20 protein-coding genes and 3 pseudogenes are annotated in these 22,018 nt (G+C 37.9%); 18 read left to right on the top strand and 5 right to left on the bottom strand.

Going from position 1 to position 22,018, the window contains the following annotated elements; all coding sequences use genetic code 11:
• Positions 1-2 precede the first annotated feature (2 nt).
• The 10 genes and pseudogenes from NYZ99_RS16290 (at position 3) to NYZ99_RS16320 (ending at position 9,786) form a co-directional block, all read left to right on the top strand.
• Positions 3-983 (top strand): MlaD family protein, encoded by a 981-nt coding sequence (locus tag NYZ99_RS16290; protein WP_260572317.1) that lies wholly within the window; start codon positions 3-5, stop codon positions 981-983.
• A gap of 190 nt (positions 984-1,173) precedes the next feature.
• A complete protein-coding gene (locus NYZ99_RS16295) occupies positions 1,174-2,370 on the top strand; it encodes a Na/Pi cotransporter family protein (RefSeq protein WP_260572318.1) in 1,197 nt (398 codons plus the stop codon).
• A 118-nt stretch (positions 2,371-2,488) separates the two neighbouring features.
• Complete coding sequence (locus tag NYZ99_RS16300) at positions 2,489-2,971, top strand: hypothetical protein (RefSeq protein ID WP_260572319.1); 483 nt, start codon at positions 2,489-2,491, stop codon at positions 2,969-2,971.
• Positions 2,972-3,361: 390 nt separating this feature from the next.
• Positions 3,362-3,841, top strand: a complete 480-nt coding sequence (locus NYZ99_RS16305; RefSeq protein WP_260572320.1) for a pyridoxamine 5'-phosphate oxidase family protein — start codon at positions 3,362-3,364, stop codon at positions 3,839-3,841.
• A gap of 82 nt (positions 3,842-3,923) precedes the next feature.
• Positions 3,924-4,118 carry a PEP/pyruvate-binding domain-containing protein gene (locus NYZ99_RS22190; protein WP_338039063.1) on the top strand — a complete coding sequence of 65 codons (195 nt, stop codon included), beginning with the start codon at positions 3,924-3,926 and terminating at the stop codon, positions 4,116-4,118.
• Positions 4,118-4,933 (top strand): PEP/pyruvate-binding domain-containing protein, encoded by an 816-nt coding sequence (locus NYZ99_RS22195; protein ID WP_338039064.1) that lies wholly within the window; start codon positions 4,118-4,120, stop codon positions 4,931-4,933. The genes NYZ99_RS22190 and NYZ99_RS22195 overlap by 1 nt, the downstream gene beginning before the upstream one ends.
• A 25-nt stretch (positions 4,934-4,958) precedes the next feature.
• Positions 4,959-5,495, top strand: a complete 537-nt coding sequence (locus tag NYZ99_RS22200) for a PEP-utilizing enzyme (protein ID WP_338039065.1) — start codon at positions 4,959-4,961, stop codon at positions 5,493-5,495.
• Positions 5,476-6,363 (top strand): putative PEP-binding protein, encoded by an 888-nt coding sequence (locus tag NYZ99_RS22205; RefSeq protein ID WP_338039066.1) that lies wholly within the window; start codon positions 5,476-5,478, stop codon positions 6,361-6,363. The genes NYZ99_RS22200 and NYZ99_RS22205 overlap by 20 nt, the downstream gene beginning before the upstream one ends.
• Positions 6,364-6,492: 129 nt before the next feature.
• A pseudogene (pta, locus tag NYZ99_RS16315) lies at positions 6,493-8,591 on the top strand (phosphate acetyltransferase).
• 11 nt (positions 8,592-8,602) lie between these two features.
• Positions 8,603-9,786: pseudogene (locus NYZ99_RS16320) on the top strand (acetate/propionate family kinase).
• Here NYZ99_RS16320 and NYZ99_RS16325 read toward each other — a convergent pair.
• A complete protein-coding gene (locus NYZ99_RS16325; RefSeq protein WP_260572321.1) occupies positions 9,787-10,038 on the bottom strand; it encodes a hypothetical protein in 252 nt (83 codons plus the stop codon).
• Between the two features lie 800 nt (positions 10,039-10,838).
• On the opposite strand from NYZ99_RS16325, the gene NYZ99_RS16330 reads away from it, so the two are divergent.
• From NYZ99_RS16330 to NYZ99_RS16340, 3 genes are read left to right on the top strand one after another with little or no spacing between them, the layout of a single operon-like run.
• Positions 10,839-11,168, top strand: coding sequence for a YtxH domain-containing protein (locus NYZ99_RS16330; protein ID WP_260572322.1), 330 nt, complete (start codon positions 10,839-10,841; stop codon positions 11,166-11,168).
• 5 nt (positions 11,169-11,173) lie between these two features.
• Positions 11,174-11,524: a hypothetical protein gene (locus NYZ99_RS16335; RefSeq protein ID WP_260572323.1), complete on the top strand. Its 351-nt coding sequence runs from the start codon at positions 11,174-11,176 to the stop codon at positions 11,522-11,524.
• Positions 11,521-11,766: a DUF6327 family protein gene (locus tag NYZ99_RS16340; protein WP_260572324.1), complete on the top strand. Its 246-nt coding sequence runs from the start codon at positions 11,521-11,523 to the stop codon at positions 11,764-11,766. The genes NYZ99_RS16335 and NYZ99_RS16340 overlap by 4 nt, the downstream gene beginning before the upstream one ends.
• Positions 11,767-11,781: 15 nt before the next feature.
• Here the strand turns inward: NYZ99_RS16340 and NYZ99_RS16345 are convergent, their stop codons facing one another.
• On the bottom strand, positions 11,782-12,852 hold the full coding sequence (locus NYZ99_RS16345; RefSeq protein ID WP_260572325.1) for a response regulator: 1,071 nt from the start codon (positions 12,850-12,852) through the stop codon (positions 11,782-11,784).
• Between the two features lie 317 nt (positions 12,853-13,169).
• Between NYZ99_RS16345 and NYZ99_RS16350 the strand changes: the two genes are divergently transcribed.
• Positions 13,170-13,943, top strand: coding sequence for a patatin-like phospholipase family protein (locus tag NYZ99_RS16350; protein WP_260572326.1), 774 nt, complete (start codon positions 13,170-13,172; stop codon positions 13,941-13,943).
• A 240-nt stretch (positions 13,944-14,183) separates the two neighbouring features.
• Here the strand turns inward: NYZ99_RS16350 and NYZ99_RS16355 are convergent, their stop codons facing one another.
• Positions 14,184-14,648 carry an Hsp20/alpha crystallin family protein gene (locus NYZ99_RS16355; RefSeq protein WP_260572327.1) on the bottom strand — a complete coding sequence of 155 codons (465 nt, stop codon included), beginning with the start codon at positions 14,646-14,648 and terminating at the stop codon, positions 14,184-14,186.
• A gap of 130 nt (positions 14,649-14,778) precedes the next feature.
• Between NYZ99_RS16355 and NYZ99_RS16360 the strand changes: the two genes are divergently transcribed.
• The gene (locus NYZ99_RS16360) at positions 14,779-17,274 is read left to right on the top strand and encodes a cation-translocating P-type ATPase (protein ID WP_260572328.1); all 2,496 of its coding nucleotides are present in this window, start codon (positions 14,779-14,781) and stop codon (positions 17,272-17,274) included.
• An 18-nt stretch (positions 17,275-17,292) separates the two neighbouring features.
• Here the strand turns inward: NYZ99_RS16360 and upp are convergent, their stop codons facing one another.
• On the bottom strand, positions 17,293-17,946 hold the full coding sequence (upp, locus tag NYZ99_RS16365) for a uracil phosphoribosyltransferase (RefSeq protein WP_260572329.1): 654 nt from the start codon (positions 17,944-17,946) through the stop codon (positions 17,293-17,295).
• A gap of 12 nt (positions 17,947-17,958) precedes the next feature.
• Positions 17,959-19,047 (bottom strand): site-2 protease family protein, encoded by a 1,089-nt coding sequence (locus tag NYZ99_RS16370; protein WP_260572330.1) that lies wholly within the window; start codon positions 19,045-19,047, stop codon positions 17,959-17,961.
• 119 nt (positions 19,048-19,166) lie between these two features.
• Here NYZ99_RS16370 and NYZ99_RS16375 point away from each other — a divergent pair.
• The 3 genes and pseudogenes from NYZ99_RS16375 to NYZ99_RS16385 all read left to right on the top strand — a co-directional run bounded on the left by NYZ99_RS16375 (position 19,167) and on the right by NYZ99_RS16385 (position 22,017).
• A pseudogene (locus NYZ99_RS16375) lies at positions 19,167-20,131 on the top strand (1-phosphofructokinase family hexose kinase).
• Positions 20,132-20,157: 26 nt separating this feature from the next.
• Complete coding sequence (locus NYZ99_RS16380) at positions 20,158-21,135, top strand: glutamate-cysteine ligase family protein (RefSeq protein ID WP_260572331.1); 978 nt, start codon at positions 20,158-20,160, stop codon at positions 21,133-21,135.
• Between the two features lie 138 nt (positions 21,136-21,273).
• The gene (locus NYZ99_RS16385; RefSeq protein WP_260572332.1) at positions 21,274-22,017 is read left to right on the top strand and encodes a CBS domain-containing protein; all 744 of its coding nucleotides are present in this window, start codon (positions 21,274-21,276) and stop codon (positions 22,015-22,017) included.
• Position 22,018: the final 1 nt, after the last annotated feature.

Here is a 22,018-nt window from a genome sequence, read left to right on the forward strand (position 1 = left end):
ATATGACAAAGACTAAGTTGGAAAATTTAAGATTAGGCGTATTTGTAGTCACAGGGACAATTTTGCTGCTTTTTGCTGCTTTTCTAATTGGCAATAGACAGAATATGTTCGGGAAAACTTTCGGGATAAGTGCTATATTCAAAAATGCCACTGGTCTTCAAAATGGCAATAATGTTCGTTTTTCAGGAATAAACGTTGGTACTGTAAATGGAATTGAAATGATAAACGATACCACTATACGAGTACTTATGAGAATTGAAGATAACATGCGAAAGCATATTAAAAAAAATGCACTTGCAAGTATAGGCTCAAATGGTTTAGTTGGCAGTATGCTCATCAATATAACACCTGGCGAAGGGCCTAGTGAACTAATTGTTCCGGGAGATGAACTGCAGTCTAGAAGCAAAGTTGGCACACAAGATATGATGAGCACCTTGAATATAACAAATGATAATGCCGCATTGTTGACTATCGATCTTTTGAAAGTCTCTAAGGCACTTACCGAAGGTCAAGGTACGTTAGGAAGATTACTCAATGATACTACTTTGGCTGACCACTTGGAGCAAACATTACAAAACTTTAAGCAAACAAGTGAAAATGCAAATACTGCCATGGATGAGTTAAATCGCTTCGTCAGAAACCTTAATTTGGAAGAAAGTGCCGCAGGTGTGTTGCTCAGTGATACCATTTCAGGGGGTAGAATCAAAAAAATTATTCAAAACCTTGATAATTCTAGTTTCCAAATAGAGAAGATTACAATGGACTTAAATACCATTGTAAATGATATCAAAGTTGGTAATGGGGCAATTGGGTATTTATCCAAAGACACCGTTTTGGTGAACCAACTAGACAGAACCATGCGGAATATTGAAGAGGGAACGGGGCGTTTTAACGAAAATATGGAAGCACTAAAACATAATTTTTTGACCCGTGGGTATTTTAGGAAATTAGAAAGACAGAAGAAAAAAGAAGAAAAACGATAGGCCCAAATTGATGACCATATCCAAAACCCTTACTTCTTTATTTTAAACAAAGCAGTCCATTTTCACTTTTGAATTGAAGGAAAGATTAAAGATTAGAACGAGTAATCCCCAATTCTTAGAATAAACGTATTGGAACCGTATTTTAATAAAAAACTATAAATCAATTTGAATACTTTTTCTCCCATATTCTATGATTAAAAAAGCATTGTTTTATTTGTTTCTTATCGTGCTTGCCGCTGTTTTGTTTTTAAACACAAACTTTAAAACCATCGCTGTAGGTATTGCCATATTACTTTTCGGCATGATTATGTTGGAAGAAGGATTTAAAGGATTTGCGAAAGGCCCTTTGCAAATAATCTTAAAAAAAGCAACTGACAAGTTATACAAAAGCATTGCCGCTGGTGCAGTAGTCACCGCATTAATTCAATCAAGTTCATTGGTGTCTGCAGTAACCATTTCTTTTATTAGTGCAGGATTGGTTACTCTCCAAGGTGGAATGGGAATAATTTTTGGGGCCAATATTGGAACAACGGCTACGGCTTGGATTATTGCAGGTTTTGGTCTAAAGATCAATATTGCAGCTATGGCCATGCCAATGCTTGTGTTTGGGATAATTTTTTCGCTACAAAAAAAACCGTATTTGAAGGGAATCGGAAATATTCTCGCGGGATTGGGATTTTTCTTCTTGGGAATACAATATATGAAAGAAGGTTTCGATGTATTTAAAGAATATATCGATCTTACCAATTATGCCCTTCCAGGTTTCTTAGGAGTTATTGTATATGCAGGTATTGGCATCATAGTTACCTCAATTCTTCAATCCAGCAGTGCGTCCTTGGCTTTGATATTAACTGCATTAGCTGCCGGACAAATACAATATGAAAATGCCCTTGCCCTAGCCATAGGAGCAAATATTGGCACGACCATAACAGCAATTTTGGGTTCTTTAAGTTCCAACGTTGCCGGTAAAAGACTGGCAGGAGCCCATTTATTTTTTAACCTATTTACAGGAGTCATAGCCTTGGCTATCATTTTTCCTCTTGCCAATTTTGTGAATTTCCTATCAGATATCGCCGGTGTCTCTAGAGATAATTTCACGCTAAAATTGGCAATGTTCCATACAATCTTCAACATTTTAGGCGTAATCATTATGATACCGCTTACAAAAAGAACCGAAAAATTTCTAATCAAATTTTTCAAAGAGGATGAAGAAAAGGGTATTGAACAACCAAAATATTTAAACGAGAGCATACTCCAGTTCCCAAGCACTGTGGTTTCAGCTTTGACCAAAGAATCCAAATATCTTTTTGAAAATGCGATTTTTGAAATAATAGCACATGCGCTGAATATTCATAGAGGGGACATAAAATCCAACATGAATCTCTAGAGATATTTTAAAGAAAACCAAAGAGGATTTCAAAACAGATGTTCGAAACCTTTATTATAGTAAAGTAAAAACCATATATGGCGAGATCCTAAGATACGCTACTACCGCTCAAAGTACCTTGAAAATAGGCAAAGACCTAAATAATAGGATTACAGAAATCAAAATAGCCAATCGCAAAATGGTGGAAATCATAAAGGGTGTTTTGGAATTGGGATTAAATGTATCCCAATATAGAACCTCAGAAAATATTCATATGGTCGAGGAGTATAACAAGTTTCGTGAAAAAATAATCAGGGTGTTGCGAGTAGTATATTTGTTAAGGACGCAAGTTGATAAGCAAATCTATGATTCCAAACTTTTAATACTTAAAAACAAAGCCAAGGATGGAAAATATCAAACCACCAAATCAATTAATAAGTTAATTAGGGATAATTTAATTACTCCTAAGATGGCATCTTCTTTGGTCAATGATAAAGATAATTTGAACGAAATCATTAAAAACCTCATAGAGGTTGCAGAACTTCTCTATGGAGAAAAAGACTCCCTATTGGAAAATACCGAACAAAAAGATGAGTCCATACGCTTTATAGAAAAAGAATAGTATTTATAGTGTTGGTCTTATCGCCCAAATGACAGCTATTTTAGAAAAAGACTCCAGGCTATCTTTAATCCTTTTCACAAAAAGTGGCACATTCTCTATAAGCGATTCTCCTGTGATGTCATCCACTCCTTCCATGCTATACGAGCCTTCACAAGATGTTGTAAATACAACTATTTTGTCATGATAATTTTTTGTTCGTTCTATGAATGTTTTCACGGATACCACAGCAAAATTCCGCCATTTCCTTGCCTTATTTGAGCAACTTATAGTCTTCTTAAGAATATATGTTCTTTTTTTAGGTTTTTAAGTATTCCTAATTAAATAAACATGTACTCCCATTTTTTTCAAAATGACCAAAGTCATGTGTCCTTCCCTTTGTAAAAACTAGTTTTGGAAAACGAAAAAACCAAGGCTATGAGAAGAAATTTAAAACACACCGAAAACCTTCAAATACTTACGAGCAACTATATAGGAAACTTAGCCTACATATCGGGAGCAAGTCCTTATATAGTGCCAATGACCTATTACTATGATAGAGAAAGTCATACCATTACAAGTTACTCTTCTGAAGGACACAAGATAGCGGCAATGCGCAAAAATAATGCTGTAGCTTTTATAGTTAATCAGATTGAAACAGTGGCAGATTGGCAAACTGTTCAAGTACTTGGCACTTTTGAAGAGTTAAAGGGTATAGACGCAAAACATATGCTTCATAAGTTTTCGGAAGGCATAAAAGATATTTTAAGTCGCACTGAAAGAACAGATGCAAAATATATAAGTGATTTTTCGGCTAAAATTGAATCGGAGGATTCGCCCCTTGTTTTCCGAATAAATATTAGTGAGATAACAGGTAAGAAAAGGGAATCTTAGATAAGTACTCCAATAAATTATGGGACGTCCAATTAAAACATCTAACAAGTTACCTCCATTTAATGCATAAACCCTCTTTGTAATGCTTATAAAAAAATTCAGTCAAATCGGTATCAAGGATATTTCATCCGTGGGAGGCAAAAATGCTTCCCTTGGAGAAATGTATAATCAATTGTTACCACAAGGAGTACATATTCCCAATGGTTTTGCCAGTACCTCTACCGCTTTTTGGAACTTCTTAAAGGAAAACGATATACAGCTTGCTCGGAAAACATAATGTCCGGATTGGACAGGAACCAGTATGCGAATTTAAATCTGATAGGTACACGGGCAAGGAACTTGATTCTTGAAAGCCCATTTTCCAAAGAATTTTCTAAAGCCCTTATACTTGCCTATAAGGACCTTTGTAACAATGGTGACTTGGCCGTGGCCGTTCGGAGTAGTGCAACTGCGGAAGATCTTCCCGATGCCAGTTTTGCTGGTCAACATGATACTTTTTTAAATGTTAAAGGAGAATCGGAGCTTTTGGAGGCTGTCAAGAAATGCTTCTCCTCTCTCTATACTGATAGAGCCATTAAATATAGAGAGGACAAGGGATTTGATCACAAAGATGTTGCCTTATCAGTAGGTGTACAGCTAATGGTGCGTTCAGATAAAGGATGTTCGGGGGTGGGTTTTACCATAGAGCCGGAATCCGGTTTTGAGAACGTTGTCTTACTCTCAGGGGTTTGGGGCTTGGGTGAGAATATTGTACAAGGCATTGTAAACCCGGATGAGTTTTATGTCTTTAAACCTAGCCTTAAAAAAGGCACTTATCCCATTATTCAGAAAAAACTGGGCGATAAAAAACTGACCATGGTCTATGCTTCGGAAAAAGAAAAGGAAACCACCTTGACCATCGATACCTCATTAGAGCTACAAGAACAGTATGTATTAACCGATAATGAAATTATAACCTTGGCCAAGTGGGCCTTACTAATAGAGGAACATTACCATAAACCCATGGATATTGAATGGGCCAAGGATGGAATAACCAAAGAATTGTTCATCACGCAGGCCCGTCCGAGAGACGGTTCATCATACCAAGAATAAAAACATACACGTAGAATATCAGCTATTGAAGGAGGGCAAATTGCTAGTTAAAGGAGATGCCGTTGGATCTAAAATCAAAATTGGTTACCCTGTACTTTTAAATTCTCCCAATGAAGCTGGGCCTTTGACCAAAGAGTGCATTATTGTGACGGACACCATTACCCCGGATTGGGATCCTTTGCTCAAAAAGGTCGGTGGAATTATTACGAATAAAGGGGGCAGAACCAGTCATGCGGCCATAGTTGCCCGTGAATTGGGCGTCCCGGCAATTGTTGGATGTGGCAACGCTACAGAAAAAATAGTCAACGGTGAAATAATTACTATGTCTTGTGCCCAAGGAAAGATTGGGTACATTTATAGAGGGGAACTTCCATTTAAGGAACGTAAAATCGATTTTACAGAAATCCATCTTCCAAAAACGGAAGCCAAAATGATTTTGGCCGATCCTGAAAACGCTTTCCAACTTTCATTTTATCCCAATAATGGAATCGGTTTATTGCGGATGGAATTTATCATTACTCATTCCGTCCGAGATACACCCTATGGCTTTGGTGAAATTTGATAAACTAAAAGACTCCGAAGTAAAAAATAAAATAGACCGATTGACAAAGCAATACGCTAACAAGACCGATTATTTTGTTGATAAACTGGCGGAAGGAATTGCCGTCATAGCAGCGGCCTTTTATCCAAAAGAAGTCATAGTAAGGCTAAGTGATTTTAAGACGAACGAATATGCCAACCTTATTGGAGGAGTGGATTTTGAACCCTATGAGGAAAATCCCATGTTGGGCTTTAGGGGTGCATCACGATACTACAGTGAGCTATATAAAGATGGTTTCGCCTTGGAATGTACAGCTATAAAAAAAGTACGTGAAAAAATGGGGCTAACCAACCTTAAGGTGATGGTTCCTTTTTGTAGAACTGTAGAGGAAGGTAAAAAAGTGCTTACAGTAATGGAAGAAAATGGACTTAAGCGCACCGAAAATGGTCCGGAAGTGTATACCATGATAGAAATACCAAGCAATGTTATATTGGCCGAAGAATTTGCGAAAATCTTCGATGGGTTCTCAATTGGGTCTAATGATCTAACCCAATTGACTTTAGGTATAGATAGAGATTCTGAAATTATGGGAAAACTATTTGATGAAAATGATGAAGCCCCCAAACGTATGATTTCAATGGCAATTAAATCTGCAAAAAAATCAAATATAAAAATCGGATTATGCGGTCAAGCTCCCAGTGACTTTCCGAGTTTGCAAAATTTCTTATTCAAGAAGGTATTGATAGTATTTCCTTTAATCCTGATGCGTTGCTACAGGGTATTGAAAATATTAATTCCGCTGAACAACAAAAAGTCCCTTTTGGATTTGAAGAAAGTACCGGCAAGGGCTAAATTATTGTTATGGAAGCTAATGTTTGAACTATCTTAATTCAGGTTTTGCAAAAGGAAAATTAGCGCTATAGCGCAAATTAAAAAGTTTTCAGCTTCTGTTTTTGAAGACTAAATGGGTTAACACTAAAGAATCCCATAAATTTGTTAGCCACAAACCCCTTTAACTGTGAGCAAAGCCATTTATATTGCCACCACTGAACCAAATAGTGGAAAATCGATAGTTTCTTTAGGTCTAATGCAACTCCTACTGGGAAAAGCAGCAAGAGTTGGCTATTTCCGGCCAATAATAGACGACTTTGAAAAAGGCACCATGGACAGCCATATCCATACTATTATTACCCACTTTGAGTTGGACTTGGAATTTACGGATGCTTATGCTTACACTAGAAGTGAAGTTGTAAAACAAAAAAATCTAGACAGGGACGATGAAATTCTTGGTCACATAATACATAAATACAAGGCAATAGAGGACCAATTTGATTTTATCCTTGTTGAGGGAACAGATTTTTACTGGTGAAGGGGCAATAATCGAATGGGATATCAATGTGCTTGTGGCCAAAAACCTTGGTATTCCTACAGTGATTATTGCAAGCGGAACCGGTAAGACTTTGGAAGAACTCATCGGCAACCTTTTTATGGCATATGATTCCTTTAAAGAAAAGGGTGTAGAAGTGTTAATGACCGTTGCCAATAAAGTTGAGCCTAAAAATATGGATATCGTGAGTGTTGGATTGCAAAAGAAACTTCCCAATAATGTATTGGTGGGTGTCATTCCAATAAATCCGCTGTTAGGGAACCCAACTGTCAAGGAAATCTCAAAAGAACTAGAAGCCAAGATCCTTTTTGGAGAAGAATTTTTGAACAATCAAGCAGGTGGCTTTAGTGTTGGGGCAATGCAATTAAGAAATTATCTCACCCATCTGAAAAATGACAGCTTGGTAATTACTCCTGGCGATAGGGCAGACATAATATTAGGCGCTTTACAGGCAAATATTTCTGCAAATTATCCCAATATTTACGGAATTGTATTAACAGGTGGATTGTTGCCGGAGAAATCAATTGTTAAATTGATCAAAGGACTCTCGGATATTGTACCCATTTTATCCGTTCAGGGAGGTACTTTTTCTGTCACAAACCAAATAGGTAAAATTCGACCCAAAATCTATGCTGAGAACACCATAAAAATCAATACATCCATACAGGAATTTGAGAAATATGTTCCCACTACCCAACTGGCAGAACGTTTAATAACGTTTAAACCCCGTGGTATTACCCCTAGAATGTTCCAGTACAATCTCTTAAAAAGGGCTAAATCGGCAAAAAAACATATTGTACTGCCGGAAGGTACGGATGAGCGCATTCTGTACGCCACTAAAAAGCTAATAGACGCAGATGCTGTGACAATTACACTATTGGGAAACCCTGAAGATATCAAGAGTAAAATCATTGAATTGGATATAGTTTTGGATGCATCGGCCATAAACATTGTAAATCCAGCAGAGTCACCACATTTCTTAGAGTATGCAACGACCCTTTTTGAACTAAGAAAGCATAAGAACGTCAATCCGGCCATGGCAAAAGATTTGATGGAAGATGTTTCCTATTTTGGTACAATGATGGTGTACAAGGGACACGCGGACGGTATGGTATGCGGGGCAGTGCATACCACACAACACACCATAAGGCCAGCCTTACAATTTATCAAGACGAGACCAGGGGTCTCTATTGTGTCCTCTGTATTCTTTATGTGCTTGCCCAACAGGGTAACTATCTTTGGAGATTGTGCCATAAATCCCAATCCAACCGCGGAGCAACTTTCGGAAATAGCCATCTCATCCGCGGCTACCAGTATCGCTTTTGGCATTGAACCCAAAATAGCCATGCTTTCATATTCATCAGGAGCATCGGGCGTTGGTGAAGATGTAGATCGTGTAAGGAAAGCAACCGAAATCATCAAGAAAAAAAGACCTGAACTCAAGGTTGAAGGACCATATTCAATATGATGCAGCCGTTGACAGTAAGGTGGGTCTTGCCAAACTACCTGATTCCCAAGTTGCAGGCCAGGCAAGTGTCTTCATTTTTCCCGATCTAAATACAGGAAACAACACATATAAGGCCGTACAACGGGAAACCGGAGCATTGGCAATTGGTCCAATGCTACAAGGACTTAATAAACCAGTTAACGATCTTAGCCGCGGGTGTACGGTAGAAGACATCTACAATACGGTTATCATTACGGCAATACAGGCCCAAGGTCTTCAATGAAAAACGAATTAATGAAAATACTTGTTCTAAATTACGGAAGCTCCTCTATTAAGTTCAAACTTTTGCAAATGCCTTTAGAAAAGTTGATTTGCTCCGGAATGGTGGAACGCATTGGTTATGAGGATGCTATTCTGAGTTTTATAAAAGATGATATCAACATTCAAGAAACCGTTCCAATAAGGACGCATCGTGAAGGTTTAAGTCTCCTTGCCAATTATTTGACACATCCGGAAAAAGGGGTAATTAAAAATTCGAAAGATATCTATGCCGTAGGTCACCGTGTCGTACATGGTGGCGATTCCTTCTCGGAAACGACCCTTATCAACGGAGCTGTAAAGAATGAAATAAATTACTATTCCGCATTGGCCCCTTTACACAATCCACCTAACCTGGAAGGTATTGAAATTGCAGAAAAATTATTTCCAACGGCAAAACAGGTGGCTGTATTCGATACGGCCTTCTATCAAACCATGCCCATTAAGGCTAGAAAGTATGCTATACCCAATACATTTTATACGGAGGATAACATAAAAGTTTATGGATTTCACGGTACCAGTCATAAATATGTGTCCGAAAAAGCCATAAAATATCTTGGCAAGGAAGCCTCAAAAATAATTTCCATTCATTTAGGAAACGGATGTAGTATGACGGCTATAGTTAACGGTACAAGTGTGAATATAGTTTGGGTTTCGCCCCTTCCAACGGACTGATTATGGGATCAAGAAGTGGAGATATAGACCATTCCGTTATATTTCACTTGGCGGAAAGTTTAGGATACTCCCTAAAAGAGATAAAACAATTATTGAATAAAAAAAGTGGAATGCTCGGACTAACAGGGTCTAGTGATTTACGGGATATACAAGCAAAAGCTGAAGAAGGGGACAAAAACTGTCAATTGGCAATTGACATGAACGCCTACCGAATTAAAAAATATATTGGAGGGTATGCCGCGGCAATGAATGGGCTCGATGCTCTTATATTTACTGCAGGTATTGGGGAGAATTCCAGTTTAATCCGAAGACTAGCCTGTTTGGACATGGATTATCTAGGAATCCAATTGGATCGAGTCAAAAATGAAAAACATTCAAATGAATTACGAGAAATTAATACCGATTCCTCCCAAGTCAAGATTTTAGTCATTCCTACCAATGAAGAATTGGAGATTGCAAAACAAGTATTAGAATTACTTTCTTAGTCATTCATTATTTCTTCTAACAGTTCTATTGCTCCTTCCCCTATTTGTATTGTTTTCTTCATGATATCTTCTAATATTGTCGTCGCTATAATTTTGAATTCTTTCATAACGCGAATGCATTAAATTTGCATTATTGTATCTTGGTGGCAACTCATTCCTACGTACCCAAATACCTCCCTCTAAAAAAATATAAGCTCTTGCGTATAAATCATAATATATAGTAAACTCAGGAAAATAGACATATCGAACCACTTCTAGCCTATTTGGATAGAACCACGGTGGCGGCGGATTATTCCCTCTTGAAGTTATTACGACCGGATCCACAACTGACAATAAGTAAAAACACAATCGTTTTTAGTATCGATTTACTTAATTTTCTCTGTTTCATAAACTCGAATTAAAACGTAAATAAAAGAAAAGTTGAAAGCTATAAACATGACCTAGATCATTCTTATATGATTTTTATATAAATGCAGTGAACACATTATTGCAATACATAGAATGTCCTAATTGTCTATAGAATGGAAATTCAAATTTTAGATTAAGAGCACCCTCTTAGATATTGCTGTAATAGGCCAACCTGAAAATCACCAACTACATATAGTTTAACATCGGCATTCATAAGGACTAGCCCATAGGCCAAATGTGAAAGTTTGCAGGCACTAATAATTTCTTGGTTTAATCCAATGAATACGGGCTTGAAGTGTGGCCCAATTTTCATTCGAGATGATTTCCCAACATTTATTGCACGCACTAATGCGTCAGAAATCTAGTCCACAAATCAAGCAGAATGCATTCTTTATTTTATTGTTGATATGGTCTTCTATAAAAATCCCTTTTGATCAAAAGCTATATCCTCCTCATAGGAAGCTTCCCAAAACGATAGAAATTAAGTGAATTACATTGGCTATCGTTTACAACTTTAGGTCTTTTAATATCACATCGCAATCATCTAATTCAAGAAGCATGACCAAAGTCATTTCACGTACATTATTTCCTCCATATTTTTAGTTAGAAAATTTAATGAACAAAGTAATTTTAAAACCAAGATTATGACAAACGATAGCGGAAATGTTTTACTGGCACTATTAACAGGGGCCGCCATAGGTGCGGGAATAGGAATTCTTTATGCTCCCGATAAGGGCGTTGAGACTCGCCATAAAATTAAAAGGAAGGTTGATGATACCGCTCACGATTTTGCAGAGCGTATCTCTCACGCAAAAGATGAACTTACAAAATCGGCAAACGAAAAAAAGGACGCTTTTGATAGGAAATTGGATGAAGCCATCTCAACCATGAGCTACAAGGCAGATGATATTATTGAAAATCTAGAGCGGAAACTCGAAGAGCTTAAAAAGAAGAACGCCCAACTACAAAAATAGCGGCTATGGCTTTTGACGAAATCAAAGAAGACCTCATTGGTGCCGAAGCCGAAATGAGGTCTTATATGGAAACTAGCGACGAGTATCTGAGACTTAGGATATTTAAGGTTCTCATGCTCTTTGTTACCTCTATCGCTCAATCGCTGCTCATTGGTATTGGTTCCGTTTTTGCTTTACTCTTTTTATCATTCGCCGCCTGTTTGGCAATTTCTGAATCGTTGGACAGTTACTATGGCGGTTTTATCATAATTGGTGCTTTTTATGTACTCGTAGGAATTATGCTCTATATTTTTAGAAAGAAACTAAACGCTCCTATACTAAGGAAGTTCTCCAATTATTATTTCGAACAACGATGAAAAGGGAGTACAGTTCATTTGAGGAAGTGGATACCCGCTTAAAGATTTTAAAATTGCAACGGGAAATAAGTCAAGAAAGCCTTAAACTTCATTATCAACGAGCTAAAACAGATTTAGCTCCTTTGAATTTAATTAAAAGCTTAGGTTCGAATATTGGAACCAGCTGTGGATGGAAAAATTTAATCGTGGCATATCTTGCCAAGAAAGTAATGGATTTTCTTTTCAATAGGAGCCAATCATAAATTCAGTCTTGTCTTTTATCCGGAATCCGCAACAGATTCTAGTTCCTTTTTATTCAAAATAACAATTCTTCTGCTACGATCTGTGGTGATTAAGCCTTCATCCTTAAAATCAGAAAGAGTACGAATGGCCGTTTCCGTTGCCGTACCTATCATGCCGGCAAAATCCTCACGGGGTATAGATTTTCCATCTTCTGGTTTATCTTTGATTAATCCTTTGTCATATAGCTCCATAAGAGCCTTTGCAGCACGTTGTCTCACTGAAGCAAATGCCATGTCTACCAACTGTGTTTGAACATCAATTAGATTATTTGAAATGATATTGATAAATTTTTGGGAGACCAAAGGGTTTCCGTATAACAGCTTTAGGAAGTCCTTTTTGGGTATCGAACCAATTTCAGCGTCTTCCAAAACGGTGGCATTCTCTACATATGTCCCGGCCACGTTAAGCAATGACAATTGTCCTATAAAATCACCTGGGCCATATATTCCAGTGACAAGTTCCTTACCAGATTCCGTGCCTTTATATGTTTTTATAGATCCAGCTACAATGAAATAAAGCGACTGGGCATTGTCGCCTTCCCAAAAAACCATTTCCTTTTTCTCGAAAAGCCTTGTGGTGCGGTTTTTAGAAAGTCCTTCCAAATCAACATATTCTGAAGCCTCCACCAAAAATGAATGGATTCCCTCTAGCTTTTTTGCAATTTCCTTTTCTAGATTGTTATGCTTTTTCAAGCGACAAGAAATCGCATCCAATAATTCTTCCTCTTCGAAAGGTTTGGTCAAATAATCATCGGCTCCAAGGTTCATCCCCGTTCGTCTATCAGACCTATCTGTTTTTGCCGTTAGAAAAATAAACGGTGTACTTGCCGTTCCACTATTATTGGCTAAAGACTTTAGCACCTCGTATCCATCCATTTGTGGCATCATGATATCACAGATAACTAAGTCAGGTAAAAATTCCTTTGCCTTTTCCAATCCAATTTTTCCGTTCTCTGCGGTTATTACATTATAATTGGCCAAAGTCATTATTTCTGCTGTATTCTCCCTTACCGTTTCATTATCCTCTATCAATAGAATTGTTTTCATTTTCTTATAGCTTTTAAGGAAACTATTTGATTAAGAGGTATACCTATATCGCTTTTAATGGTTTAATAGATGCTTGCTTTGGTTAATACCCCATGCATTTGACCCCTTTAAACCCAATCCCTGTCATTGTCATTGCACTGATTAGGAATATAACTTAGCGAAGAACTTACTGTAAATTGTTAAATAAATTTAGTACAGATATTTAGGGAAAGAAATGATTTCGGTCATACCAGTGCCATTGATATGAAATATGATGATTGTCATTTTAACCCAGGAGCTAGCTAAGTATTTTTGCGCGAGCTTCAATTAAAATCTATATGAATGTTGGTTTGGTACTGTCAGGAGGAGGCGTTAGGGGTGTAGCACATATTGGTGCGATAAAGGCACTTGAGGAATTTGGCATAAACCCATCCCATATTGCCGGGATCAGTGCAGGAGCCATAGTTGGAGCACTATATGCCGGCGGTCGAAATTGGGAAGAAATATTGGAATTTTTTAAATCAACACAAATTTTCAGTATTAAAAAATATGCACGAAGCAAACCCGGGTTTGTGGATACTGAAAAATTCTATGACCACTTAAAGGCCTATCTTCCCAAGGATAGCTTTTCAGCCTTAATGATATCCTTACATGTTACTGCGACCAATCTTTTGGACGGTACTTTAAAAATCTTCAATAAGGGTGAGCTCATTAAACCCATATTGGCTTCTGCAGCCGTTCCTGGGTTATTTGCACCTGTTCCCTTTAAAAACGGTTACTATGTTGACGGAGGCACTTTGAACAATTTCCCCGTTGATTTAATTAAAGATTCTTGCGATCAGATTGTAGGAATTTATGTAAATCCATTTGAAAAAATCACGAAAACAGAGTTGAAGCATGCACATAATGTATTGGAGCGTGCATACCATATAATGGTTGCCAACGAAACTGTGCTAAAATTTGATCAATGTGATGTTTTGATACGTCCAAAGCGCATGGCAGAGTTTAGTATGTTTTCCCTAAAAAATATAGATGTTCTTTTTGAACTCGGGTACAAATCCGCCAAAGAGGCCTTAGGGAACAGTAGTCTTTTTAAAGATCCTAAAATCTAGTTGATTCAAATTTCGACTATAAATCGATTTAAAATTTATCAAGAATTAATACACCTTTACGAAACTGTCCTTGCTTAAAAATAGAGGCTGAAAAGATGAAAAATCCCAAACCCAGCACATATATCACTTAAAAATAAATAAAAGGAAACCCATCCCGAATGAATCCATTTTAAATAATTACCAATGGTCTATTCGAGAGGGGTTTACTACTGATATTAGATTATGAGTAGTACAATTAATTTAAGAAATCTGTACCTTTTTTGGAGGTGTTTTTTTTGCTTCTTCCTTTTTAGCAAGGGTAAAGCTTAAAATACCGTCGTTATATTTGGCTTTGATCGCTTCCTGTTTTACACTTTCAGGCAATTGTAAGGAACGTTGGAAAGCGTTGTAACTAAATTCCCTTCGGGTATAGTTTTCCTCTTGCTCATCATCAGAAACGGACTTTTCAGCAGAGATATTTAAACAACCGTCTTCAATGGTTACTTCAAAATCTTCTTTGGCAAACCCGGGTGCAGCTAGTTCAATTTCAAACGTGTCATCGGTTTCCTTTATATTCAATGCAGGTTCTGATCTTTTACCGTTCCGAAATTGATCGGGCAACATATCCCTTACCCAACTACGGTTGTCAAAAAAATCGTCCATGTCAAAAAAATCTTGAGTAATCAAATTTCCAAAGGGTCTTCTTTTAAATTTTATGAGTGACATAACATTTTTATTTTTTAGGTTATACATTAGATTAAATCTCGAAAATACGTGCTACGATCACTTATCAAAATGATGTAGGTCAGTCTCATGTATTTTTTTTGCCTTTACTTTTGAGAAAATGAAAAACAGTATGTCCGCACATAAGTTTGATATAAAAGGATTGACGGATCAGGAAGTTGAGGCTTCGAGAAAAAAACACGGATTGAATTCCTTAACCTATAAAAATGAAAATGGTTTTTATGATGCACTAAAAAGTTTAGCCAAGGAGCCCATGGTAATCTTGCTTTTGGTGGCCTCATCTATCTATTTTATAAGCGGGAATGTAGGAGACGGTGTTTTTTTGGCGGTAGCAATTGTTTTAGTAGCCTCCATTTCACTTTATCAGGATTCTAGAAGCCGAAAGGCACTTGAAAAACTAAAGGCCCTTACCCAACCTAATTGCAATGTCATAAGGAATGGAAAGGTCATTGGGATACCCAGCGAACAGGTTGTAATAGGTGATAGTCTAATGGTTGAGGAGGGTAGCTTGATCCCTGCTGACGGAACCATTATCCATTCCAATGATTTTTCCGTTAATGAGTCCATTTTAACAGGAGAATCCCTTGCTGTTTTTAAGGATTCCAAAAAGGAGAATAATTCCATTTACAGTGGTACAACAGTAGTAAGTGGCTTGGCCATTGCAACCGTTGTTGCAATAGGTAATAATACGGAACTGGGGAAAATTGGCAAAAGTCCGGAGGCTATTCAAGAAGAAAAAACACCCTTGGAAAGACAAATCTCAAATTTTGTCAAAAAAATGTCAGTTTGGGGCGTGGTCGTCTTTTTGTTGGTATGGGTAATGAACTATAATAAATCCCTGGATTTGATAGGTAGCCTGCTAAAGGCCCTAACCATTGCGATGAGTATTCTACCTGAGGAAATACCAGTAGCTTTTACAACATTTATGGCGTTGGGCACTTGGCGCCTGATGAAAATGGGGATTTTGGTAAAACAAATAAAAACAGTTGAAACCCTGGGCAGCGCTACGGTAATCTGTGCGGACAAAACCGGTACCCTTACCCAAAATAAAATGAGCTTGGCAAAGGTTTTTGTACTGCAATCCGGAGAAACATCCGACCCAAAAACTGAAGTGGGCCAAGCTGAGAAAGAATTGATTACTTTGGCTATGTGGGCGAGTGAACCAATTCCCTTCGACCCTATGGAAGTAGCACTCCATAATGCCTATGGTCAGTTGATAGATCCTGACGAGAGATTAGATTACCATATGGTGCATGAATACCCAATTGGAGGTAAACCGCCAATGATGACGCATCTTTTCCAAAATGCAAAAGGCCATCGTATCATTGCGGCCAAAGGAGCTCCTGAAGCATTTTTTGAAACTTCAAATTTAACAATACAAGAAAAGTCCCAAATAGAGGCGACCATAAAAAGTTTAGGAAAACAGGGTTATCGGTTATTGGGGGTTGGACAGGCCCATTTTATGGGTACGGAATTTCCTGAAACACAACAAGAATTTAAGTTCGATTTTAAAGGAATTGTAGCCTTTTATGATCCACCCAAAGAAAATATTGCCAAGGTATTGGCATCCTTTGATAAAGCGGGAATCGAGGTGAAATTGGTTACCGGAGACAATTCGGAAACCGCAATTGCCATAGCGAAGGAAATTGATTTTATTGGATATGAACGATGCATGTCCGGAGATGAATTGATGCAATTAAATGACGTTGAATTAAGGGAAAAAGTTAAAACAACCCAGGTTTATACACGAATGTTTCCTGAAGCCAAGCTCCGCATTATTAATGCTATTAAGGCAAATAATGAGGTGGTAGCCATGATTGGTGACGGAGTAAATGACGGCCCTGCTTTAAAAGCGTCACATTTTGGAATAGCTATGGGTAAAAAAGGGACGGAAATTGCCAAACAGGCAGCATCACTAATATTAGTGGACGATGATCTTTCCAAATTGTTGGATGCCATAGCCATTGGAAGAAAAATTTATACAAATCTTAAAAAAGCAATTCAATATGTTATATCCATCCATATCCCAATCATATTGACCGTATTTATCCCATTGGCATTAGGCTGGCTCTATCCCACGATTTTCTCTCCTTCCCATGTTATATTGTTAGAATTGATTATGGGTCCTACCTGCTCAATTATCTACGAAAACGAACCCATGGAAAAAAATGCCATGGTTCAAAAACCTAGGCCCTTTTCTACTACCTTTTTTAAATTTAAGGAATTGGTGACCAGTATATTACAAGGAATCGCCATTACCATTGGGGCTCTGCTGGTATATCAATATGCAGTTTTAGAAGGATTTAGTGAATCCCTTACTAGAACCATGGTTTTCATTGTATTAATCTCAGCGAATATTTTCTTGACCTTGGTCAACCGTTCCTTTTACTTTTCAATTCTAACTACACTTAAGTATAAGAATAGTCTAGTTCCCTTAATAATTGGTATTACCGTTATCATAGCCGGACTCCTATTGTACATTCCTGCATTAACCCGTTTTTTCGAATTTGAGAAGCTTATGCCAAAGAACTTGTTCATAAGTATAGTTACGGGATTAGGATCGGTAATCCGGTACGAATTGGTTAAATGGGGCAAGCGACTTAGTTGACCCAAGATAATTGAATACTTACAGTTTCATTCCAAAAGCCAAATCACCCGCGTCTCCGATTCCAGGAACAATATATCCCCTACTATTAAGTTTTTCGTCTATGGCAGCAATCCATAAATGCGTGTTTTTGGGAAAAGTTCTTGTAATATGCTCAATTCCAGCTTTTGAGCCTATTACGGAAAGGATATGAATCTGATTTGGTTTTCCGTGATCCTTCAAGGCTTCAAGAACATTTTCCAATGTTTTCCCTGTAGCTAACATAGGATCGGTAAGCACCAAAGTTTTACCGGACAAAGAAGGAGCGGCAAAATATTTCACAATAACTTCAAAAGCATCCTCATCGCCCCTATGATGACGATAGGCCGAAATAAAAGCGTTCTCGGCACCATCAAAATAATTCAACATACCTTGATGCAAGGGCAAACCTGCCCGTAATACCGAACATAAGACCAGTTTATCCTTTGGTAAGGATATTTCCTTACTTCCAAAAGGTGTTTGTACCGTAGCATTAGAATAATTCAAGCTTTTACTCAACTCATAGCTGAGGATTTCCCCAATCCGCTCTATATTTCGGCGAAAACGCATGGAATCCCTTTGGGTGTCAACATCACTGATTTCTGCAATAAATTTATTTAAGAGCGTGTCTTCCTCGCCAAAGTGATGTACGGTCATTGTAGAAATATTTTACTTTAAAGGTACAGATTTGAATAGGATATATTCTCCAATATTAGTCCTATCAACGATACCTGCCAACATACCGTCATCCATTACCGGGAAAAAATGTTTCTTTTCTTTTGCGAACAGTTCCAATACCTTTTCCATTTCCATTGACGCATCTACCGTCTTAAAATCTTTATCCATAATATCTTTAACAACAAGCAACGGGTTGTTTGCATGTTTTATAATATGTTTACGGGTAACAATTCCAACAATCTTGTCATGCTCTATAACAACAAAATCCTTCTCTGTACCAGCAAGGGTAATGTCAATGACGTCCTTTACTGTATGGACAGGACTTAACAAAGTTATATTCGTTACAGTCGCTTCCCTCACCAAATGACCTCGCAATAATGAATTTTGCTTTACCATTTGGTTCTCGCCATAAGCTCCAAAAAAAATGAAAAAGGCGATTAGAATTAGAAATGGATTAAAAAAAAGTCCAAGAATGAAAAATATAATCGATAGGCCCTGACCAATGGAAGATGCTATTTTAGTAGCCTCAACTCGACCAAATCTAAAGGACAATAATGCTCTTAATACCCTGCCTCCATCCATAGGAAACGCAGGAATTAAATTAAAGACCACCAACATTACATTGGCAATAAAAAGATAGAATAAAAAATTTTGGATTGTTGTTTGGTACAACACTTCCTCCAAAACGATGGCATCAAAGTTAAAATAGCTTTTTACGGGAACTACCAATAAAATTAGAATGGCAATAACCACATTAACAGCTGATCCGGCAAGGGCAACCAACAGTTCCTGCCTAGGTTTTTCAGGCATCTTTTCCAACATAGCAACTCCGCCAATAGGTAAAAGTGTTATTTTTTGGGTGTTGATATTGAATTTTTTTGCGGTTAAGGCATGACCTAATTCATGAAGTATAACGCATATAAACAAGACTACAATAAGGGCTTCATTAAGTACTATTCTATCCAAATTGAATCCTCGCTGGATTTCTAGGAAAGCGACCCAAAACAACAATAGGGTAAACGTCCAATGTACTTCTATCTTAATCCCGGAAATACTCCCCAATTTTAAGACCCCTTTCATATTGTTTTGTTTTTAGACGAAAGTATCCCGGAGGTACTTTTTCAACAATGACATTGGTCATATGAGACCATTTGGTAGACTATTATATTTGAGAAAACACAGTTAATAAGACCCACAAAATGAATAGGATAATTACACTAACGGTCAACCCCGCCATAGACAAAAGCACTACTGTATCGGGAATAAAACCCAATAATAAATTAAGATGTAGCCATCCCGTCTATGAAGCAGGTGGTGGGGGTATTAACATTTCCCGAGTGCTTCTCGAACTGGGTGGAACATCCTTATGTATGTATATGGCAGGAGGGCCTACAGGAACCCTTTTAAACGAAATGTTGGTCGATTTTGGTATTCCACAACTAGTAGTTCCAATAAAAGGGTGGGTACGTGAAAACTTTGCGGTAACTGATACTGCGAATAAAGAACAATACCGATTTGGGATGCCCGGACTGACAGTCAAAGAACAAGAATGGAAAAAGACTTTGGAGCAACTGGAAGCTTTACTTACGGAAGGGGATATCTTGGTGGCCAGTGGGAGTCTTTGCCCTGGTATGCCAATTGATTTTTTTGCCGAGTTTCTAAAATTGCACGAGATAAAAATGTGAAATATATCCTGGACACCTCGGGGGAAGCATTATTGAAAGGTGCACGGGCCGGAGTATATTTGTTAAAGCCCAATCTAGGAGAACTCGCCACACTTTGCGGAGTAGAAACGATTTCCTTTTTGGAGCTGGAATCTATTGCGCAAACTTTTTTAAAAAACAATCCTTGTGAGGTATTAGTGGTTTCATTGGGACCTCAAGGTGCCGTAATGCTTACTGCTCAATCGGTTGATTACATTTCTGCACCCATAGTGTACCAAAAAAGTACTATCGGTGCTGGTGATAGCATGGTTGCAGGAATGGTCCATGCTCTTGCCCAGGGGAAATCATTATCAGAAATGGTCAAATATGGAGTTGCCTGTGGAACGGCAGCCACTATGACGGATGGCACCCAACTGTGTAAAAGGAAGGACGTGGAGGAATTAAATGATTGGATAAGCTCCAATTCCAACACATCTCAAAAAATAAAAATCAACGCCTAAAGCAAAACATATTCAAGACAACTACCATGGGAACATACCAAGTAGAAAAAATTGATAAAGATTCTAGAGCAAGGTTCATTAAAAATTTGCTAAACGATATTCAGGCATTACAAATCATGCTGAAAAAAGGTATGATTGAAAGTAAGGTAATGCATATTGGTTCTGAACAGGAGTTTTGCTTGATTGATGAGAACTGGCGTCCTACCCGAGACGCGATAAGAATCCTAAAGGCTATTGACGACCCCCATTTTACGAACGAAATTGCCCGATATAATCTTGAAATCAATTTGGATCCTGAAGAGCTAAAAGACAATTGTTTCTCGGTGATGGAAAAAAAACTGAGGATATTACTTAACAAAGCAATGCAGACCGCCAACAAATATGGTAACAAAATTATATTGACGGGTATATTGCCAACAATTACAACACAGGAGCTTTCCATGGAGTTCATGACACCAAACATCCGCTACGAACTCTTAAACAATGCGGTAAAATTACTACGTAAAAAAGATTTTGAAATGCATATTCGTGGGGTGGACGAACTATCCATTAACCATGACTCCGTTTTGTTCGAGGCTTGTAATACCAGTTTTCAAATGCATCTCCAAATCGCTCCAGATGATTTTGTAGCCAGTTATAATTGGGCTCAGGCAATTTCAGGACCTATACTGGGTATAGCCACCAATTCTCCTCTTTTGATGGGGCGCGAACTTTGGAGCGAGACACGCATTGCCTTGTTTCAACAGAGTATAGACACAAGAAGTTCTTCCTATACACTTCATGACAAACTGGCCAGGGTCACCTTCGGTAATTCATGGCTATCAGGGTCCATTATAGATATTTATAAGGAAGACATCGCCCAGTATGAAGTTATGTTGACCAATAATGTGGAAAAAGATTCTCTCTTAGAATTAAAAAAGGGGGGAAATCCCAAAATTGAATGCCCTCAATTTGCACAATGGCACTATTTATCGCTGGAACCGTCCTTGTTATGGTGCAACTAAAAAGAATGCCCATATCCGCATTGAAAACAGATACCTTCCTTCAGGATCTACAGTTCTCGGATGAAATGGCAAATTTTGCGTTTTGGGTAGGACTCATGAAATCCGAGACCTGCGGAATTTGACGACATAGGCAAAATCATGGACTTTCAGGATGCTAAGGATAACTTTATTAAGGCGGCGAGAAATGGGGCTGCAAGCATAATGCTATGGAAAGGAACTGAGATACCCATACGAGATTTAATTATCAAGGAATTACTCCCACTTGCGTATGAGGGATTAAAAAAATGCACTATCAATCCGAATGACATCCATCGTTATTTGGAAGTCATAGAGAAAAGGGCCAAAGGAAATAGTGGTTCAAGATGGAGCGTTCTAAGTTACCGTCAACTCAAAAAGAACATGAAACAAGACGATGCCGTTATTGCTCTAACGGAGGCAATTTATGAAAACCAGCAAACATTAGACCCTGTTTCAAATTGGCCAATAATTCCTAAAAGGTTTAAGGTTCGATCCAGTGCCGGACTGGCAAAACACATAATGTCCACCCAATTGCTCACCGTCAATGAAAACGATATGGCAGATATGGCCACCACCATTATGAATTGGAAGAATATTCACCATGTTCCAGTATTGAATGACGAGAATGAACTTTGTGGTCTCTTGACTTGGAGCCATATGACCGAATATCTAAAAGAGCGGTCAGATTTTACCACCGCCAAAGTAGGAGACCTGATGGTAAAGGAAGTAATCTCTGTAGCTCCCGAAACCGATTTGGAAACCGTTTACGAGTTACTTGAAAAAAATCATATAGGCTGCGTACCCGTAGTAAACAAAAGCTCCCTTGTTGGTATTATTACTCTAAAAGATATGACCGAAATATAAA

Source organism: Maribacter litopenaei (genome assembly GCF_025244665.1).
Lineage (GTDB): Bacteria > Bacteroidota > Bacteroidia > Flavobacteriales > Flavobacteriaceae > Maribacter > Maribacter litopenaei.